2 protein-coding genes are annotated in these 17158 nt (G+C 77.2%); both read right to left on the bottom strand.

Features of this window, described 5'->3' with window-relative positions; translation table 11 throughout:
• Window positions 1–18 precede the first annotated feature (18 nt).
• Window positions 19–10122 (bottom strand): type I polyketide synthase, encoded by a 10104-nt coding sequence (locus tag HA073_RS08875; RefSeq protein WP_166456119.1) that lies wholly within the window; start codon window positions 10120–10122, stop codon window positions 19–21.
• Between the two features lie 349 nt (window positions 10123–10471).
• On the bottom strand, window positions 10472–17158 hold a 6687-nt coding region (locus HA073_RS08870; protein ID WP_166456118.1), incomplete at its 5' end, for a type I polyketide synthase.

Here is a 17158-nt window from a genome sequence, read left to right as displayed (position 1 = left end):
GGTGTGCGACATGCCGGATCAGGCCGAGCCGAACTCTTCGTCCAGCAGGCTGAAGATCTCCTCGGCGGAGGCCGACTCGAGGCTGGTGCCCTCGTCGGCGGCGGAGTCCGCACCGGCCTCGGTGTAGGTCCACAGGGAGAGCAGTTCGCGCAACCGGACGCCGACGGCGGCCCGGTCGGTGTCGCCGGTGGACACCGCGCGCATGGCGTGCTCCAGCTTGTTCAGCTCGCCGAGCACCGTCAGCGCGGACGTGCTGCGCTCCGCCAGCAGCGCGCCGCGCAGGTACTCGACGAGCGCGGCCGTGGTCGGCCGGTCGTAGATCAGCGTCGAGGGCAGCCGCAGGCCGGTGGCCGCGTTGAGCCGGTTGCGGAACTCGACAGCGGTCAGCGAGTCGAAGCCCAGCTCGACGAAGCCGCGCTCGGCATCGATCGAGCGGATCGACGCGTAGCCGAGGACGGCGGCGGCGTGGGTCCGCACCAGGTCGGAGAGCACCTGGTCGCGGTCGGCCTCCGCCGTGGCGGCGAGGGTCTCCCGCAGCGCCTCGGCCGGGTTCCGCTCGGCGGCCCGGGCCGCGCCGGTCGCCGCCGGCCGCACCAGCGACCGCAGCACCGGCGGCACCGCCGCCGGCCCGTGCCGGCCGATCAACGCGAGGTCCAGGTCGACCGGTACGACCACCGGCTCGGCGAAGCGCAGGGCCTCGCTGAACAGGTCCATGCCCTCCTCGGCGCCGAGCGGCACGAAGCCGCCCCGGTTCATCCGGGCCTCGTCGACGTGCCCGGTCTGCCCGTCGCCGGTGTCGTTGACCCACGGGCCCCAGGCCAGCGAGAGCGCCGGGAGTCCCCGGTCGTGCCGGTGCTGGGCGAGGGCGTCGAGGAAGCAGTTCGCCGCCGCGTGGTTGGCCTGCCCGGGGCCGCCGAAGAGGCCGGCCGCCGAGGAGAAGAGCACGAACGCGGCCAGGTCCAGCTTCTCGGTCAGCTCGTGCAGGTGCCAGGCCGCGTCGACCTTGGGTCGCAGCACGGTGTCGAAGCGCTCCGGGGTGAGCGCCGGCAGGACACCGTCGTCGAGCACCCCGGCGGCGTGCACCACGCCGGTCAGTGGCAGGTCGGCGGGGAGCTGGTCGACCAGCAGGGCGAGCGCCTCGCGGTCGGTGACGTCGCAGGCGGCCACCCGGACGGTGGCGCCCAGTCCGGCCAGCTCGTCGACCAGCGCGGCGACGCCCGGGGCGTCCGCTCCGCTGCGGCTGACCAGCAGCAGGTGCCGTACGTCGTGCCGGGTGACGAGCCGGCGGGCCACGAGCCGCCCGAGCAGGCCGGTCGCCCCGGTCACCAGGACGGTGCCGGCGGCCAGGTCGGGGCCGGACGCCTCGGCCGGGGGCGGCCCGAGGCGGGTCAGCCGGGGCACCCGGAGCTGCCCGGCGCGTACGGCGAGCTGGGGTTCGCCCGTGGCGAGGGCGGCCGGCAGCAGCGCGGCGGCCGGGGCGTCGTCGTCGACGTCGACGTCGACGTCGAGGAGCACGATCCGGTCGGGGTTCTCCGTCTGGGCGGAGCGCAGCAGGCCCCAGGCGGTGGCGGCCGGCACGTCGGCGATCCGCTCGTCCGGGTCGACCCGGACCGCGCCGCGGGTGACCACCACCAGCCGGGCGGCGGTCAGGGCCTCCTCGGCGAGCCACTGCTGGGCCAGTGCGAGCATCCGGTGGGCGACCCGGTGCGCCTGGGCGGCCGGGTGCGGCTCGTCGGCGGCGGCTCCGGCGCAGGTCACCACCACCGCGTCGGGCGCGGCGGCGCCGGCGCGTACGTCGGCGACCAGCGTCGACAGGTCCGGGTGCCGGTCGGCGCCGGACCAGTCGGCGCCGAGGACGACCAGCCGGGAGGCGGTGTCCGCGCGGCCGGTGGTGGGGGCGAGCCAGTCGAGGCGGTGCAGGGACCGGCTGGCGGAGCGGCGGGCGGCGCTGAGCTGCTCGCCGGAGATGGGCCGCAGGACCAGACCGTCGACGGAGGCGACCGGGGTCGCGCCCGTGTCGGTGACGGTCAGGGCCACGGAGCCGGCGTCGGTGGCGCGCAGCCGGATCCGCAGCTCGCGGGCACGGGTGGGCCGGATGGTGACGCCCGACCAGGTGAACGGCAGGCCCGGGCGGATGCCGGGGCCGCCGTCGGTGCCCGACGCGCCGCCGGCGGGGTCGCCGGCCGGGTCGTCGGCCGTGGCGCTGGCGCCGATGGCGTGCAGCGCCGCGTCCATCAGGGCCGGGTGCACCGAGAACGCCGTGGTGTCGGTGGACGCGTCGGCGTCCAGGGCGACCTCGGCGAGGATGTCCGGGCCCGAGCGCCAGGCGGCACGCAGCGCCCGGAAGGTGGGGCCGTAGTGGTAGCCCTGGGCGGCGAGCCGGGCGTAGAGCCCGTCGAGGGCGATCGGCTCGGCGTCGGCCGGCGGCCACACGGCGGCCGGCGCGGGGTCCGGGTCGGCGGTGTCGGCGAGTTGCCCGGAGGCGTGCCGCTGCCAGGGCCGGGAACCGTCGGCCGCGGTGTCGTCGTCGCGCCGGGTGTGAATGGCGACGGGCCGGTGCCCGGTCTCGTCCGGCGGGCCGACGCGTACCCGCAGGTCGATTCCTCCCTCGGTGGGGATCGCCAGGGGCGCCTCCAGGTTCAGCTCGGCGACGGTCGCCGCGCCGGCCTGCCGGCCGGTCCAGGACGCGAGCTCCACCAGGGCCGTCCCGGGCAGCAGCACCATGCCCAGCACGGCGTGGTCGGCGAGCCAGGGGTGGGTGGTGAGGGTGATCCGGCCGGTGAACAGCAGTCCCTCGTCGCCGGGCAGGTCGGCCACCGCGCTGAGCAGCGGGTGGTCCACCACGTCGAGGCCCACGGCGGGCAGGACGGAGCGGTGCGCGCCGGTGCGCTCCAGCCAGTAGCGGTGCCGGTCGAAGGCGTACGTGGGCAGGTCGACCGGTTCGGACTCGGGCAGCAGCCGGCGGTGCTCCACCGGCAGGCCGAGGGCGTGCGCGGTGGCGAGGCCGGTCAGCAGCCGGGTGGCGGCGTCGGCCGAGCCGCCGAGGGTGTCCAGGACGTGTCCGGGGGTGCCGGCGGCGTCGAGCGCGGCGGCGATCCCGGCAGCCAGTGCCGGCTCCGGCGAGACCTCCACGAAGGTCAGGTGGCCGGCCGCGACGGCGGCACGCAGGGCGGCGTCGAGCCGCTCCGGCCCCCCGTCCCCGGCGCCGGGGACGGCCGGGTCGGTGCCCGGGGTGGCCGGGTCGGTGCCCGGGGTGGCCGGGTCGGTCCAGTGGTCGACGCCGAGGCCCGCCGCGTCGGCCCAGTCCCCGGTGACAGTGGAGGCCAGCCGGGCGGTCCCGGGCTGCGGCGCGAGCCCCGCCAGGGCGGCGCGGAGGCCGTCGTGGTCCAGGCCGCCGGCGGCGGCGCGGGCCCGCATCGCCACCGTGCGGGCGGCGTCGGGCAGGGACAGCAGGCCCGCCACGTACGCGGCCACGACCTCGCCGTCGCCGGTGCCGACGACAGCGGCGGGAGTGACACCGGCGTGCCGCCAGACGGCGGCGAGTGCCACGCCGACGGCGAACCGGACGGGCCGGGCCAGCTCCGGCCGGTCGGCCCAGGCAGCGTCCGCGCCGGTGAGCAGGGCGGCCGGATCGACGTCGACCCAGGGCGCGAGGGCCTGCCGGCACTCGGCGAGGGTGTCGTCGAAGACCGGGCAGCGGCCCACCAGTTCGGCCACCGCGCCCGCCGGGGCGGCGCCCGGGAAGACGAACACCGGTCCCGCCCCGTGGTTGGCGACGGTGCCGGTCACGACGTTGCCGGCCGGGGTGCCGGCGGCGAGCGCGTCCAGGCCGGCCAGCAGCTCGCCGGGGGTCGCGCCGAGCACGGCGGCGCGCCGGTCGAACGCCGAGCGGGTCGCGGCGAGCGACCAGCCGACCGCTGCCGGGGCGAGGCCGGGGTGCGCGCGCAGGTGCCGGGCCAGCCGGGACGCCTGCGCGGCCAGGGCCGAGGCGGAGCGGGCCGAGACGGGCCAGGCCACCACGTCGGCGGTGAGCAGCCCGGCGGGGCGTTCCCCCGCCGCAGCGGCTGGCGGCGGCATCGGTGCGTCGGCCGCCTCGGCGCCGGCGGGCGCGTCGGCGGGCAGCTCGACGACCACGTGGGCGTTCGTGCCGGAGATACCGAACGAGGAGACCGCCGCGCGGCGGGGCCGGCCGGCGGCCGGCCACGGCCGGGACCGGGTCACCAGCTCCACGTCGCCGGCCGACCAGTCGATGTGCGGCGACGGCTCGTCCACGTGCAGCGTCGCCGGTACGGTGCCCTCCCGCATCGCCAGCACCATCTTGATCACGCCGGCCACACCGGCGGCGGCCTGCGCGTGGCCCATGTTCGACTTGACCGAGCCCAGCAGCAGCGGGCCGGCGTCGCCCCGGTCCTGCCCGTACGTCGCCAGCAGCGCCTGCGCCTCGATCGGGTCACCGAGGACGGTGCCGGTACCGTGCGCCTCGACGACGTCCACGTCGGTGACCGCCAGCCCGGCGCCGGCCAGCGCCTGCCGGATCACCCGCTGCTGGGAGGGGCCGTTGGGGGCGGTCAGCCCGTTCGACGCGCCGTCGGAGTTGACGGCGGAGCCGCGTACCACGGCGAGGACGCGGCGGCCCTGCCGCCGGGCGTCGGAGAGCCGCTGCACGAGCAGCATGCCGACGCCCTCGGACCAGCCGGTGCCGTCCGCCGTCGCGGCGAAGGACTTGCACCGCCCGTCGGAGGCGAGTCCGCCCTGGCGGGAGAACTCCTGGAACGCCGTCGGGGTGGCCATCACGGCCACGCCGCCGGCCAGCGCCAGGTCGCACTCGCCGCGCCGCAGCGCCGCCCCGGCGAGGTGCAGCGCCACCAGGGACGAGGAGCAGGCCGTGTCGACGGTGACGGCGGGGCCCTCCAGCCCGAGGGCGTACGCGACCCGGCCGGAGATGACGCTGTGCGCGGCGCCCGTCATCAGATAGCCCTCGACGCCCTCGGGTACCTCGGTCAGCCCCGTGCCGTAGCCGGAGGTGGAGGCGCCCACGAAGACGCCCGTACGGGTGCCCCGCAGCGACGCCGGGTCCACCCCGGCCCGCTCCAGCGCCTCCCAGGACGTCTCCAGGGTGAGCCGCTGCTGCGGGTCCATGGCGAGGGCCTCGCGGGGCGAGATCTCGAAGAACGCGGGGTCGAAGTCCGCCACGTCGTGGAGGAAGCCGCCCGCCGGCGGGCGCGTCCCCTCGGCCGGCTCGGGGATCTCCCAGCCCCGGTCGGTGGGGAACGGCGAGATGGCGTCCACGCCGTCGGCGACCAGCCGCCAGAACGCCTCCGGCCCGTCGACGCCCCCGGGGTAGCGGCAGGCCATGCCGACGATCGCGACGGGCTCGTCGGCGTCGACGACGACGGCCTGCGGGGCGTCGGCCGGGGCGGCGCCGGAGACCAGCTCGCGCAGGTGCGCGGCCAGCTCGGCGGGGGTCGGGTAGTCGAAGACCAGCGTGGTGGGCAGCCGCAGGCCGGTGGCCGCGTTCAGCCGCCCCCGGAAGTCCACGGCGGTCAGCGAGTCGAAGCCGAGGTCCTTGAACGGGCGCCCGCGCAGCTCGTCGGGGGTGGCGTGGCCCAGCACCGCCGCGGTCTGCTCGTTGACCAACCGCAGCAGCTCCCGCTCCTGCTCCGCCGCCGGCAGCGCCGCGAGGTGGCGCAGCGGCGCCGCGACCCCGTCCGCCGGCGCGGCGGCCTCCTCCTGCGCGACGAGCGCCCGCACCTGCGGCAGGTCGCCGAGGAACGGGCTGGGCCGGGCCACCGTGAACGCGGGGTGGAACCGGCTCCAGTCGACGTCGGCGACGGTCACGCAGGGCGTGGGCCGCCGCAGCGCCCGGTCGAGGGCGACGAGCGCCTTCTCCGGATCGACGGGCGGCAGGCCCATCCGGTTGAGCTGCTCGGTGGCGACGTTCTCGGCGGCCATGCCGTGCGCGCCGCCCCAGGCCGTCCAGGAGACGGCGGTGGCCGGCCGGCCCCGGTCGCGCCGGTTGACCGCCAGGGCGTCCAGCAGGGAGTTGCCGGCGCCGTACGCGCACTGCCCGGCGCTGCCCCACACGCCGGAGATGGAGGAGAACATGACGAACGCGGCGAGGTCGCGCTCGGCGAGGCAGGCGTCGAGGTGCAGGGCGCCGAGTACCTTGCCCGCGACGACGTGGGAGAACTCGTCGAGGGTGGTGTCGGTGATCGGGGTGAGCTGGTCGGTGCCGGCGGCGTGCACGACCGCCGTCAGGTCGGGCAGCGAGCCGACCAGGTCCGCCACGGACCGCCGGTCGGTGACGTCGCAGGTGGCGGCGGTGACCCGCCCGTCGGCGCCGTACCGGTCGAGCAGGTCCGCCACGGCGGGGGCGGCGGCGCCCCGGCGGCTGGCCAGGACCACCCGCCCGGCGCCCCGGTCGAGCAGCCAGCGGGTGACGTGGCCGCCGAGGGCGCCGGTGCCGCCGGTGACCAGGACAGCGCCGGACCACCAGTCACCGGCCGGGCTCTCGTCGCTCGGCGGCGGGGCCGGGGTGAGCCTGCGGGCCCAGGTGCCGCCCGGGCGCACGGCCACCTGGTCCTCGCCGCCGTGGCCGGCCAGCACGGCGGCGAGCCGCCGGGTGGTGGCGGCGTCGACGGTGGCCGGCACGTCGACCAGGCCGCCCCAGCGGTGCGGTTGCTCGACAGCCGCCGCGCGGCCGAGGCCCCAGACCTCGGTCTGCAGCGGGTGCGTGACCCGGTCGCCCGGGGCCGCCGCCACCGCTCCGCTGGTGACGCACCACAGCGGCGCCACCAGGTCCAGGTCGGTCATCGCCTGGACGAGGGCGAGGGTGCCGGCGGCGGCGAGGGTCACGCCGGGGTGCTCGGGCAGCAGCCGGTCCTGGCCGGCGACGACGGCGAGCACGCCGTCGACAGCGCGGCCGCCGGTCAGCACCCGGAGCCGGGCGGCGAGCGCCGCGCGGTCCAGGTCCGCGGCGCCGACGCGCAGCACCAGCGGCTCGGCGTCGCCGAAGAGCCCGGCCAGGCCGTCGGCCCACGCCGGCGCGTCCTCGGCGGGCAGCACGACCAGCCAGCGGCCCGCCGGGGCGTCGCCGTCCGCGACCGGCACGGGCTGCCAGCTCACCTGGTACGACCAGCCGTCCACGAGGGAGCGTTCCCGCCGGGACCGGCGCCAGGAGGACAGCACGGGCAGGGCCGGCAGCAGCGCCCGCACCTGCTCGTCGTCGTCGCCCAGCTCGCCGCGCAGCGTGTCGACGTCCGCCTGCTCCAGGGCGGCCCAGAACTCGTCGTCGCCGTCGGCGGAGGCGGTGTCGGGGCCGGCGGGCGGCGGCTCGGGCCAGAAGCGCTGGCGGCGGAAGGCGTACCCGGGCAGCGGCACCCGCGCGGTCTCGGCGCCCGCGTACAGCCGCGTCCAGGCGACCTCCACCCCGCCGACGTGCAGCTCGGCGAGGGCGGTGAGCGCCGACGTGGGCTCGGGGCGGTCGCGGCGCAGCAGCGCCACGGCGGCGGTCTCGTCGTCGGCCAGGACGTCGCGGGCCAGCGCGGTGAGCACCCCGCTGGGGCCGACCTCCAGGAACGTACGCACGCCCAGGGCCCGCAGCTGCTCGACGCCGTCGGCGAAGCGGACCGCCTCCCGCACGTGCCGCACCCAGTACTCGGCGGTACGGATCTCGTCGGCGTCGGCGACGGCGCCGGTCAGGTTCGACACGATCGGCAGCGCCGGCGGTTGCAGCTCCAGCCGGCGCACCACGGCGGCGAACTCGGCGAGCATCGGTTCCATCAGCGGGCTGTGGAAGGCGTGGCTGACCCGCAGCGGCCTGGTACGTACGCCCTGGTCGGCCCAGCGGCGTTCGAGTTCCTCGACGGCGTCGGCGGCGCCGGAGACGACGACGGCGGTGGGCCCGTTGACGGCGGCCACGGCGACGGCGTCCTCGACGCCGGCCAGGGCGGCTCGGACGGCGTCGGCGGGGAGCTGGACGGCCAGCATCGCGCCGCCGGCCGGCAGGGCCTGCATCAGCCGGCCCCGGGCGGCCACCAGCGTGGCGGCGTCGGGCAGCGACAGCACACCGGCCGCGTGCGCGGCGGAGAGCTCGCCGATCGAGTGGCCGAGCAGCACGTCCGGGACGATCCCCCAGCTCTCCAGGAGCCGGAACAGCGCGACCTCGACGGCGAACAGGCCGGCCTGGGTGTAGAGGGTCTGGTTGAGCAGCCCGGCCTCCTCGTCGCCCTCGGGCGCGAAGAGCACCGGGGCGAGCGGGCGGGGCAGGTGCCGGTCCAGCTCGGCGCAGACCTCGGTCAGCGCCCGGTCGAAGACGGGGAACGCGGCGGCCAGCTCGCGGCCCATGCCGCTGCGCTGCGCGCCCTGGCCGGAGAAGAGGAACGCGAGCTTGCCGCCGCGCGGGCCCGCGCCGGTGACCAGGCCCGGGGCGTCGCCGCCGGTGGCCAGCGCGCGCAGGGCGGCGGTCAGGTCGGCGCGGTCGCCGGCGAGCAGCACGGCGCGGTGCTCGAGGCCGGCCCGGGTGCTCGCCGACGACCAGCCGACATCGGTCAGCCGCGGCTCGGGGCGCTCGTCGAGCCAGTCGGCCCAGCGGGTGGCCTGCGCGGTCAGGGACGCGGCGTCGCGGGCGGAGATCAGCACCGGCACCAGGCCGGCACCGTCGACCGGGGCGGTGACGGGCGCGGTGACCGGGTCGGTCGCGGCGGCGGGGCCGTCCGGGGTGTCCGCCGGGTCGGCGGCGGGCGCCTCCTCGATGATCACGTGGGCGTTGGTGCCGCTCATGCCGAAGGAGGAGATGCCCGCGCGGCGGGGCTGTTCCCCGGCGGGCCACGGCTGCGGCTCGGTCGCCAGCGACACCGCGCCGGCCGTCCAGTCCACGTTGGGCGTCGGCTCGTCGACGTGCAGGGTGGCGGGCACGGTGTCGTGCCGCAACGCCATCACCATCTTGATCACGCCGGCCACGCCGGCGGCGGCCTGGGTGTGGCCGATGTTCGACTTCACCGAGCCGAGCCAGAGCGGCCGGTCGGCCGGACGGCCCTGCCCGTACGTCGACAGCAGCGCCTGCGCCTCGATCGGGTCGCCGAGGGTGGTGCCGGTGCCGTGCGCCTCCACCACGTCGACCTGCTCGGGCGCGAGCCGGGCGCTGGCCAGCGCCTGGAGCACGACCCGCTGCTGGGACGGGCCGTTGGGGGCGGTCAGACCGTTGCTCGCGCCGTCCTGATTGACCGCGCTGCCGCGTACGACCGCGAGGACGGGGTGGCCGTTGCGGCGGGCGTCGGAGAGCCGCTCGACGAGCAGAAGGCCGGCCCCCTCGCCCCAGGCGGTGCCGTCGGCGGCGGCCGCGAACGACTTGACCCGGCCGTCCATGGCCAGGCCACGCTGGCGGCTGAAGCCGATGAAGGCGGACGGGGTGGACATGACGGTGGCCCCACCGGCCAGTGCCAGGGTGCACTCGCCCTGCCGCAGCGCCTGGCAGGCCAGGTGCAGCGCGACCAGCGACGACGAGCAGGCGGTGTCGACGGTGACGGCGGGGCCCTCGATGCCGAGCGCGTACGAGATCCGGCCGGACACGACGCTGGCCGCGGTGCCGGTGAGGATGTAGCCCTCGGTGCCGGGCGGCGGCTGCTGGAGCAGCCCCACATAGTCCTGGCCGGTGGTGCTGGCGAACACTCCGACCTGGTGGCCGCGCAGCGTCGAGGGGTCGATGCCGGCGTGCTCGAACGCCTCCCACGACGTCTCCAGCAGCAGCCGCTGCTGGGGGTCCATGGCCAGCGCCTCGCGCGGCGAGATGCCGAAGAACGCGGCGTCGAACTCGGTGGCGGAGTCGACGAAGCCGCCCTCGGCCACGTACGACGTGCCGGGGTGGTCGGGGTCCGGGTGGAACAGCCGGGCCAGGTCCCAGCCGCGGTCGGCGGGGAACGCGGAGTAGGCGTCGCGGCGGGAGTCGACGAGCTCCCACAGTTCCTCGGGCGAGGCCACCCCGCCCGGGAAGCGGCAGGCCATGCCGACGATGGCGATCGGCTCGCGGTTGGCCGCCTCAAGCTCGCCGAGCTTCCTCCGGGTCTGGTGAAGGTCCGCCGTCACCCATTTCAGGTACTCCCGGAGCGTATCTTCAGTCGCCATTGACGCCACCTCTTCGGGTCGGAGAGAAACAGCGACCCAATACCGTCCACGGACGCCACAAGCCGCGAAGATCCAAACCCATTCAGCCGACCACGAATTGCCAGACAAAATGGCGTTTCAGCCCCCCACCAGGTCTTACGCGCCGGACGAAAGGTAATTGTCGCCGGACGGCGGTCACAACCCCTAGCGTGCCCCTACGGGTGCCCCTAGGTGGCGGGGGCGCAGGCTGGGCCGACCCGCCCCGCGACCGGTGTGGCGCACCGCCCTCGCGGGGTGCGGCCGGGCGGGTGCGCGGACCCGCCCGGCCCAGCGTGTCACGACCTTCGACAACGGTCGTACGACACCATTCCTAGATCCCCGGCAAATTGCCGCCGGGGCCACCCAGCTCGCGGTGGATGAAATCGAAGATCTCGGCATCGGTGGCGTCGTCGAGGGTGTGCGTGGCCGATTTCTCCTCGACGGGACCACGGTCGTCGCCCCACCGGGCGACGAACGCCTGCAGCTGCACCAGCAGCTTCTGCCGGGTCAGCCGGTCCGGCGCGTCGGCCGCGAAGACACCGTCGAGCCGTTCCAGCTCGGCGAGCAGCGGGGCCGCCGCGGCGGCGCCGTCCTCCGCGAGCCGGTCGCGCAGGTGCCGGGCGAGGGCCGCCGGCGTGGGGTAGTCGAACACCACGGCGGCGGGCAGTTGGACGCCGGTGGCGGCGCGGAGCCGGTTGCGCAGCTCCACGGCCGTCATCGAGTCGAACCCGACCTCGCGGAACGCCCGGTCGGGCTCCAGCCCCGCGTCCCCGCCGTGGCCGAGCACGGTCGCCGCCAGGCCGCCCACGAGGTCGACGAGGACGCCTTCGCGTTCGGCGGGGCTCAGCGGCCGCAGCCGCTCCCGCAGCGCGGTCGCCGCCTCGTCGTCCGCCGGCTGGCGCTCGTCGTCGGCGGGCATCGCCGCGCCCGCCTCCGGGACCCCCGTCAGCAGCGGGCACGGCCGCATCGACGCGAACGTCGGCACGAACCGGTCCCAGCGCACGTCGGCGACGATCAGCCCCGCCTCCGCCCGCAGCGCCTGACCGAACGCCTCGAGGGCCAGCTCCGGGGGCAGCCCCGGCAGGCCCCGCCGGCGCAGCTGCGCCTGCTCGGGCGACTCGGGGTCGTCGCTCCACGGGCCCCACGCCACGGCGGTGGCCGCCAGTCCCCCGTGCCGCCGGTTCGCCGCGAGCGCGTGCAGCAGCGCATCGCCGGCGGACTGGCCGGCCCGGCCGCCCGCGCCCCACACCCCCGTGGTCGAGGTGCACAGCACGAACGCGTCGAGCGGGCGGTGCGCCAGCTCGTCGGCGTACCTGGGGACGTCGCCGACGGTGGCGGCCAGGTCGGCGGCCAGGCCGGCGAGGGTCAGCTCGGCGAGCGGCACCGAGCCGGTCTCGGCCGGGACGTGCACGAGCGCGGTCACCGACCGTTCCTCGGCGGCGAGCTGCTCCATCAGGTCGCCGAGCTTGCCCGTGGCCGGCTCGGCCAGCGGGAGCACCTCGGCGCCGTGGCGTCCCAGCCAGTCGGTGGTGTGCCGGGCGAGGGCGCCGGTCCCGCCGGTGAGCAGGACGGTTCCGTTCGGCCGGTAGCCGTCGCCCGCCGCCGGCAGCCCGGTGTCGCGGACCAGCCGCCGGGTGTGCACGCCGGCCTCCCGGACGGCGAGCTGGTCCTCACCGTCGACGTTGACCAGCGCCCCGACCAGGGCCGCGTACGCCGCCTCGGCCGGGCCCGCCGGCAGGTCGACGACTCCGCCGACGTGCCGGGGGTGTTCCAGCGCGGCGACGAGGCCGAGGCCCCACGTGGTGGCCTGCGCCGGGTGCGCGACCGCTTCCCCGTCGACGGCGACGGCGCCGGTGGTGGCCAGCCACAGCGGTACGGCCGGGCCGGAGCGGCCGGTGTGCGCCTGCACCAGCAGCAGGTTCGCCGCCAGGCCGGTCGGCAGTGCGGTCTGCTCCGGGTGCGGCGCCTCGTCCAACGCCAGCAGGGACAGCAGCGCCGTCGGCTGGTGCGCGGCGGCGAGCCGGTCGAGGTCGGCGGCCAGACCGTCGCGGGTGGCGGTGGCCGGGTCGACTGTCAGCAGGTGCACCGCCGCGGCGCCGGCCGTGAGGGCGGCGAGCACCCGGTCGGTGACCTGGTGCGGCGGGGCCACGACCAGCCACGTGCCCGGGTCGGCGCCGGTCAGCGCCCGGCGTTCCCAGGTGACCCGGTACCGCCAGCCGGCCAGGGTGCCGTCGAGCTGCTGGCGACGCCGCCACGACTCCAGTTCCGGCAGCAGCTCGCGCATCGGCTGGTCCGGGTCGAGGCCGAGGCGGCCCAGGTCGCCGTCGGTGACGGCCCGCCAGAACGCGTCGTCGACCGGGTCGGCGACCGGTGCCGGCGACGTGTCGAGGGTCGGCCAGTAGCGCTGCGGCCGGAACGCGTACGTCGGCAGCTCGGGCAGCAGGCGGGGATCCGGGCGGGGGCCGGCCAGCGCGGCGAGCACCGCCGCCCAGTCGACGTCCCGCCCGGTGCCGTCCACGACGGCCAGCGCGGCGAGCAGGGCGGCCGGCTCGTCGGCGCCGGCGCGCAGCGCCGCCACGGCAGTGCCGTCCTCGTCGCCGGGCAGCAGGCTGGCGGCCATCGCCGTCAGCACCGCCTGCGGTCCGAGCTCCAGGAAGGTGTCCACGCCCGCGTCGCGCAGCGCGGCGATCCCGTCGGCGTACCGGACGGCCTCGCGGACGTGGCGCACCCAGTAGTCGGGCGTACGGATCTCGTCGGGCTCGGCGAGCCGCCCGGTCAGGTTCGACACGATCGGCAGCAGCGGCGCGGCGAACGCCAGCCCGTCGAGGACGGCCCGGAACTCGGCCAGCATCGGTTCCATCAGCGGGCTGTGGAAGGCGTGGCTGACCCGCAGCCGGCGGGTGCGCACCCCGCGTTCCCGCCAGAGCCGCTCCAGCCCGTCGAGGGAGTCGACGGCCCCGGCGAGCACCACGGCGGTGGGGCCGTTGACGGCGGCGACGCCGACCCGGTCACCCAGCCCGGCCAGGGACTCGACGACGGCCGCCTCGTCGGCGGCGACGGCGAGCATCCCGCCCCCGGCGGGCAGGGCCTGCATGAGCCTTCCCCGGGCGGCCACCAGCGTGGCGGCGTCGGCGAGGGACAGCACGCCGGCGACGTGCGCGGCGGTGATCTCGCCGATGGAGTGCCCGGCGACGTGCCCGGGCACCACCCCGAACGACTCGACCAGCCGGAACAGGGCCACCTCCAGCGCGAACAGCCCCGCCTGGGTGAAGACCGTCTCGTCGAGCAGCGCCGCCTCGGCGCTGCCTTCGGCCGCGAACAGCACCGGCTTCAGCGGCTGCGGCAGCTGGTGGTCCAGGGCCGCGCAGACCTCGTCGAGGGCCGCCGCGAAGACGGGGAACGTGTCGTACAGCTGGCGGCCGGCGCCGGGGCGCTGGGCGCCCTGGCCGGAGAACTGGACGGCGAGGCCGCCGGCGCGTCGCCGGGCGGTGACCACCGCTGGGTGCTCCTCCCCGGCGGCCAGGGCGCGCAGCGCGGCCAGCCGGGTCTCCCGGTCGGCGGCGATCACGGTGGCCCGCCGGCCGAGGTGAGCGCGGCCGTCGGCGAGCGCCCAGGCGACCAGGCCGGCCGGGTCGTCGCCGGTCGCGACGTGGTCGGCCAGCCTCCCGGCCTGCTCGCGCAGGGCGGGCAGATCGGCGGCGGAGACCGGCCACGGCAGGGCCACGGCGCGGTGGTCGCGTCGCGCTTCGCCGTGCCCCGCGGTCACGTCGAACGTTGCGGTGTCGGCGGCGGCGACCGGCGCCGGGGCCTCCTCGATGATCACGTGGGCGTTGGTGCCGCTGATGCCGAACGAGGAGACGCCGGCCCGGCGGGGTCCGTCCGTGGCGGCCCACGGTCGTGCTTCGGTGAGCAGCGCCAGCGTGCCGGAGGACCAGTCGACGTGCGGGGTCGGCGCGTCGACGTGCAGGGTCTTCGGCAGCACCTCGTGTTGCAGGGCCAGCACCATCTTCATCAGGCTCGCCGCGCCCGCCGCGGCCTGGGTGTGGCCGATGTTCGACTTCACCGACCCGAGCCACAGCGGCCGCTCGGCGGTTCGGTCCCTGCCGTACGTGGCCAGCAGCGCCTGCGCCTCGATCGGGTCGCCGAGGGTGGTGCCGGTGCCGTGTGCCTCGACGACGTCCACGTCTGCGGGGGTGAGGCCGGCGTTGTCCAGCGCGTGCCGGATGACCCGCTGCTGGGCGGGCCCGTTCGGGGCGGTGAGGCCGTTGCTCGCGCCGTCGGAGTTGACGGCGCTGCCCCGTACGACGGCGAGGATCCGGTTGCCGTCGCGCTGGGCGTCGGAGAGCCGCTGGAGCAGCAGGACGCCGACGCCCTCGCCCCAGCCCGTGCCGTCGGCGGCCTCGGCGAACGCCTTGACCCGCCCGTCGGCCGCGAGGCCGCGCTGCCGGGAGAACTCCAGGAACGCGCCCGGGGTCGACATCACCGTCACGCCGCCGGCGAGGGCGAGGTCGCACTCGCCGCTGCGCAGCGCCTGCGCGGCCAGGTGCAGTGCCACCAGCGACGACGAGCAGGCCGTGTCGACGGTGACCGCCGGGCCGTGCAGCCCGAACGAGTACGCCAGGCGGCCCGAGACCACCGACGCGCCGTTGCCGGTCGCCTGGTAGCCCTCCACCTGCGAGCGGGCGCCCAGCAGCAGCGTGGCGTAGTCCTGCCCGTTGGTGCCCATGAAGACGCCGGTGGCGGAGCCGCGTACCCGGTGCGGGTCGATGCCGGCGCGTTCGAAGACCTCCCAGGTGGTGTGCAGCAGCAGCCGCTGCTGCGGGTCCATGGCGAGGGCCTCGCGCGGGTTGATCCCGAAGAACGCGGCGTCGAAGCCGACGACGTCGTGCAGGAAGCCGCCGCTGCGGGTGTAGCTGGTGCCGACCCGCTCCGGGTCGCTGTCGAACAGGCCGTCGAGGTCCCAGCCCCGGTCGGCCGGCATCGGCGTGACCGCGTCCACCCCCTCGGCCAGCAGGCGCCACAGCTCCTGCGGCGACGACACGCCGCCCGGGAATCGGCAGGCCATGGAGACGATCGCGATCGGCTCGTCGGCCGCCGGCCGGGTAGAGGCCACGCCGCCGGTGACCGGGCCGCCGTCCGCGCCGATGACGATTTCGGTACGCAGGAAGCGGGCCAGTTCCGCCGCCGACGGGTGGTCGAAGACCACTGTCGACGGCAGGGTCAGGCCGGTGACCCGGCCCAGCCGGTCCCGCAGTTGCACGGCGGCGAGGGAGTCGAAGCCCAGTTCCCGGAACGCCCGGCCGGCGGGCACCTGGTCGGTGGTGGGGTGGCCGAGCACGGCCGCCGCCTCCGCGCGGACGAGGTCGACCAGCAGCGCCTCCTGGCCGGTCGCCGGCAGCGTGGCGAGCCGGTTGCGCAGCCCGTCGGTGGCGGCGGCGCTCTCCGGCCGCTGCGGCTCCTCGGCGACGGCGGGGGCGACCCGGTCGAAGAGGTGGCTCGGCCGTGCGGCGGTGAACGCCGTGACGAACCGGGACCAGTCGACGTCCACGATCACCGGGGCCGCCTCGGGGGCGTTCACCCAGCGGCCGAGCGCCGCGACGGCGGCGTCGGGCGCGAGCGGGCTGAACCCGCGGCGGCGCAGGCCGTCGGCGGTCTCCCCGGCGGCCATGCCGTCCTCCGCCCACGGGCCGTATGCCAGCGCGGTGGCGGGCAGGCCCTTCGCCCGGCGGGCTGCGACGAGGGTGTCGAGCAGGGCGTTGCCGGCCGCGTAGCCGGCCTGCCCGCCGCCGCCCCAGACACCGGCGACCGAGGAGAAGACCACGAACGCGTCGAGGTCGCGACCCCGGCAGGCGGCGTCGAGGTGCAGGGCGCCGAGTACCTTGCCGGCCAGGGTGTCCGACAGCTCGCCGTCGGTCACCTCGTACGCCGGGGTGGTGCCGCCGGACGCTCCGGCGGTGTGCACGACGGCGGTCAGCTCCGGCAGGTCCGCCACGAGGGCGTCGACGGCGGCCCGGTCGGTGACGTCGCACGCCACGACCCGCACCGCACCCAACTCGGCCACCAGCTCCGCCGCACCCGGAGCCCCCGGACCCCGCCGCGAGGCGAGGACCACCTCACCGGCCCCGTTCGCCAGCAACCAGCGGGCCACGTGCCGACCCAACGCTCCTGTACCACCGGTCACCAGCACCGTCCCGGCGGGCCGCCAACCTGACCCGGCGGGCGGCGCGGCCGGCACCAGCCGCCGGCCGAAGATGCCGCTGCGCCGGACGGCCACCTGGTCCAGGGTGCCGTCGGCGAGGACCGCGACGAGCCCGGCGCGGGCGCCGCGGTCGGCGCGGGCGGGCAGGTCGACCAGGCCGCCCCAGCGGTCCGGCTGTTCGAGGGCGACGACCCGGCCCAGGCCCCAGGCCAGGGCCGCCCAGACGTCGTCGACCCGTTCGCCGGCCGTGACGGGCATCGCGGTCCGACTGAGCGCCCACACCCGTCCGGCCAGGCCGGTGTCGGTGAGCGCCCGGACGAGGGTGAGCAGGGCGGCCGTGCCAGCGGGCAACGCCGGCGTGTGCGCCGGGGGCCGGTCCTGGCGGGGCAGGACGCAGAGCACCCCGGCCCAGCCGTCCCCGCTGATCCGGCGCAGCCGCTCGCCCAGGTCGGCGCGGTCGAGGGTGGACGACACGGTGAGCGTGTCCACCCGGGCGCCGGCCTGGGTGAGGGTCTTCGCCACGCCCGCGTCGGCGCCGCTGTCGACGGTGACGATCAGCCACCGCCCGGACAGCCTGGTCTTCGGGTTCGGCCGGACCGGCTCCCACCCGATCCGGTACGACCACCCGTCCAGCGCGGTGTCCCGGGACCGGTGACGACGCCAGCGCGAGAGGACCGGCAGGGCCGGGCCGAGCGTGTCCAGGGCGTCGAGGTCGTCGCCGAGTTCGGCGGCGAGGGCGGCCAGGTCGCCACGCTCGACGGCGGTCCAGAACTCGACGTCGCCGCCGTCCGGGGCGGCCCGCTTCTCGGCCGTGCCCTC

This window comes from Micromonospora sp. CMU55-4, from assembly GCF_011602315.1.
Classification (GTDB): domain Bacteria; phylum Actinomycetota; class Actinomycetes; order Mycobacteriales; family Micromonosporaceae; genus Micromonospora; species Micromonospora chalcea.
The sequence above is the reverse complement of the archived record's forward strand: the minus strand, read 5'-3'. Positions and strand labels throughout refer to the sequence as shown.

Bases quoted from the DNA above. Each gene is read 5' to 3' on its own strand.
- HA073_RS08875 (WP_166456119.1), bottom strand. From the start codon at position 10,122: ATGGCGACTGAAGATACGCTCCGGGAGTACCTGAAATGGGTGACGGCG.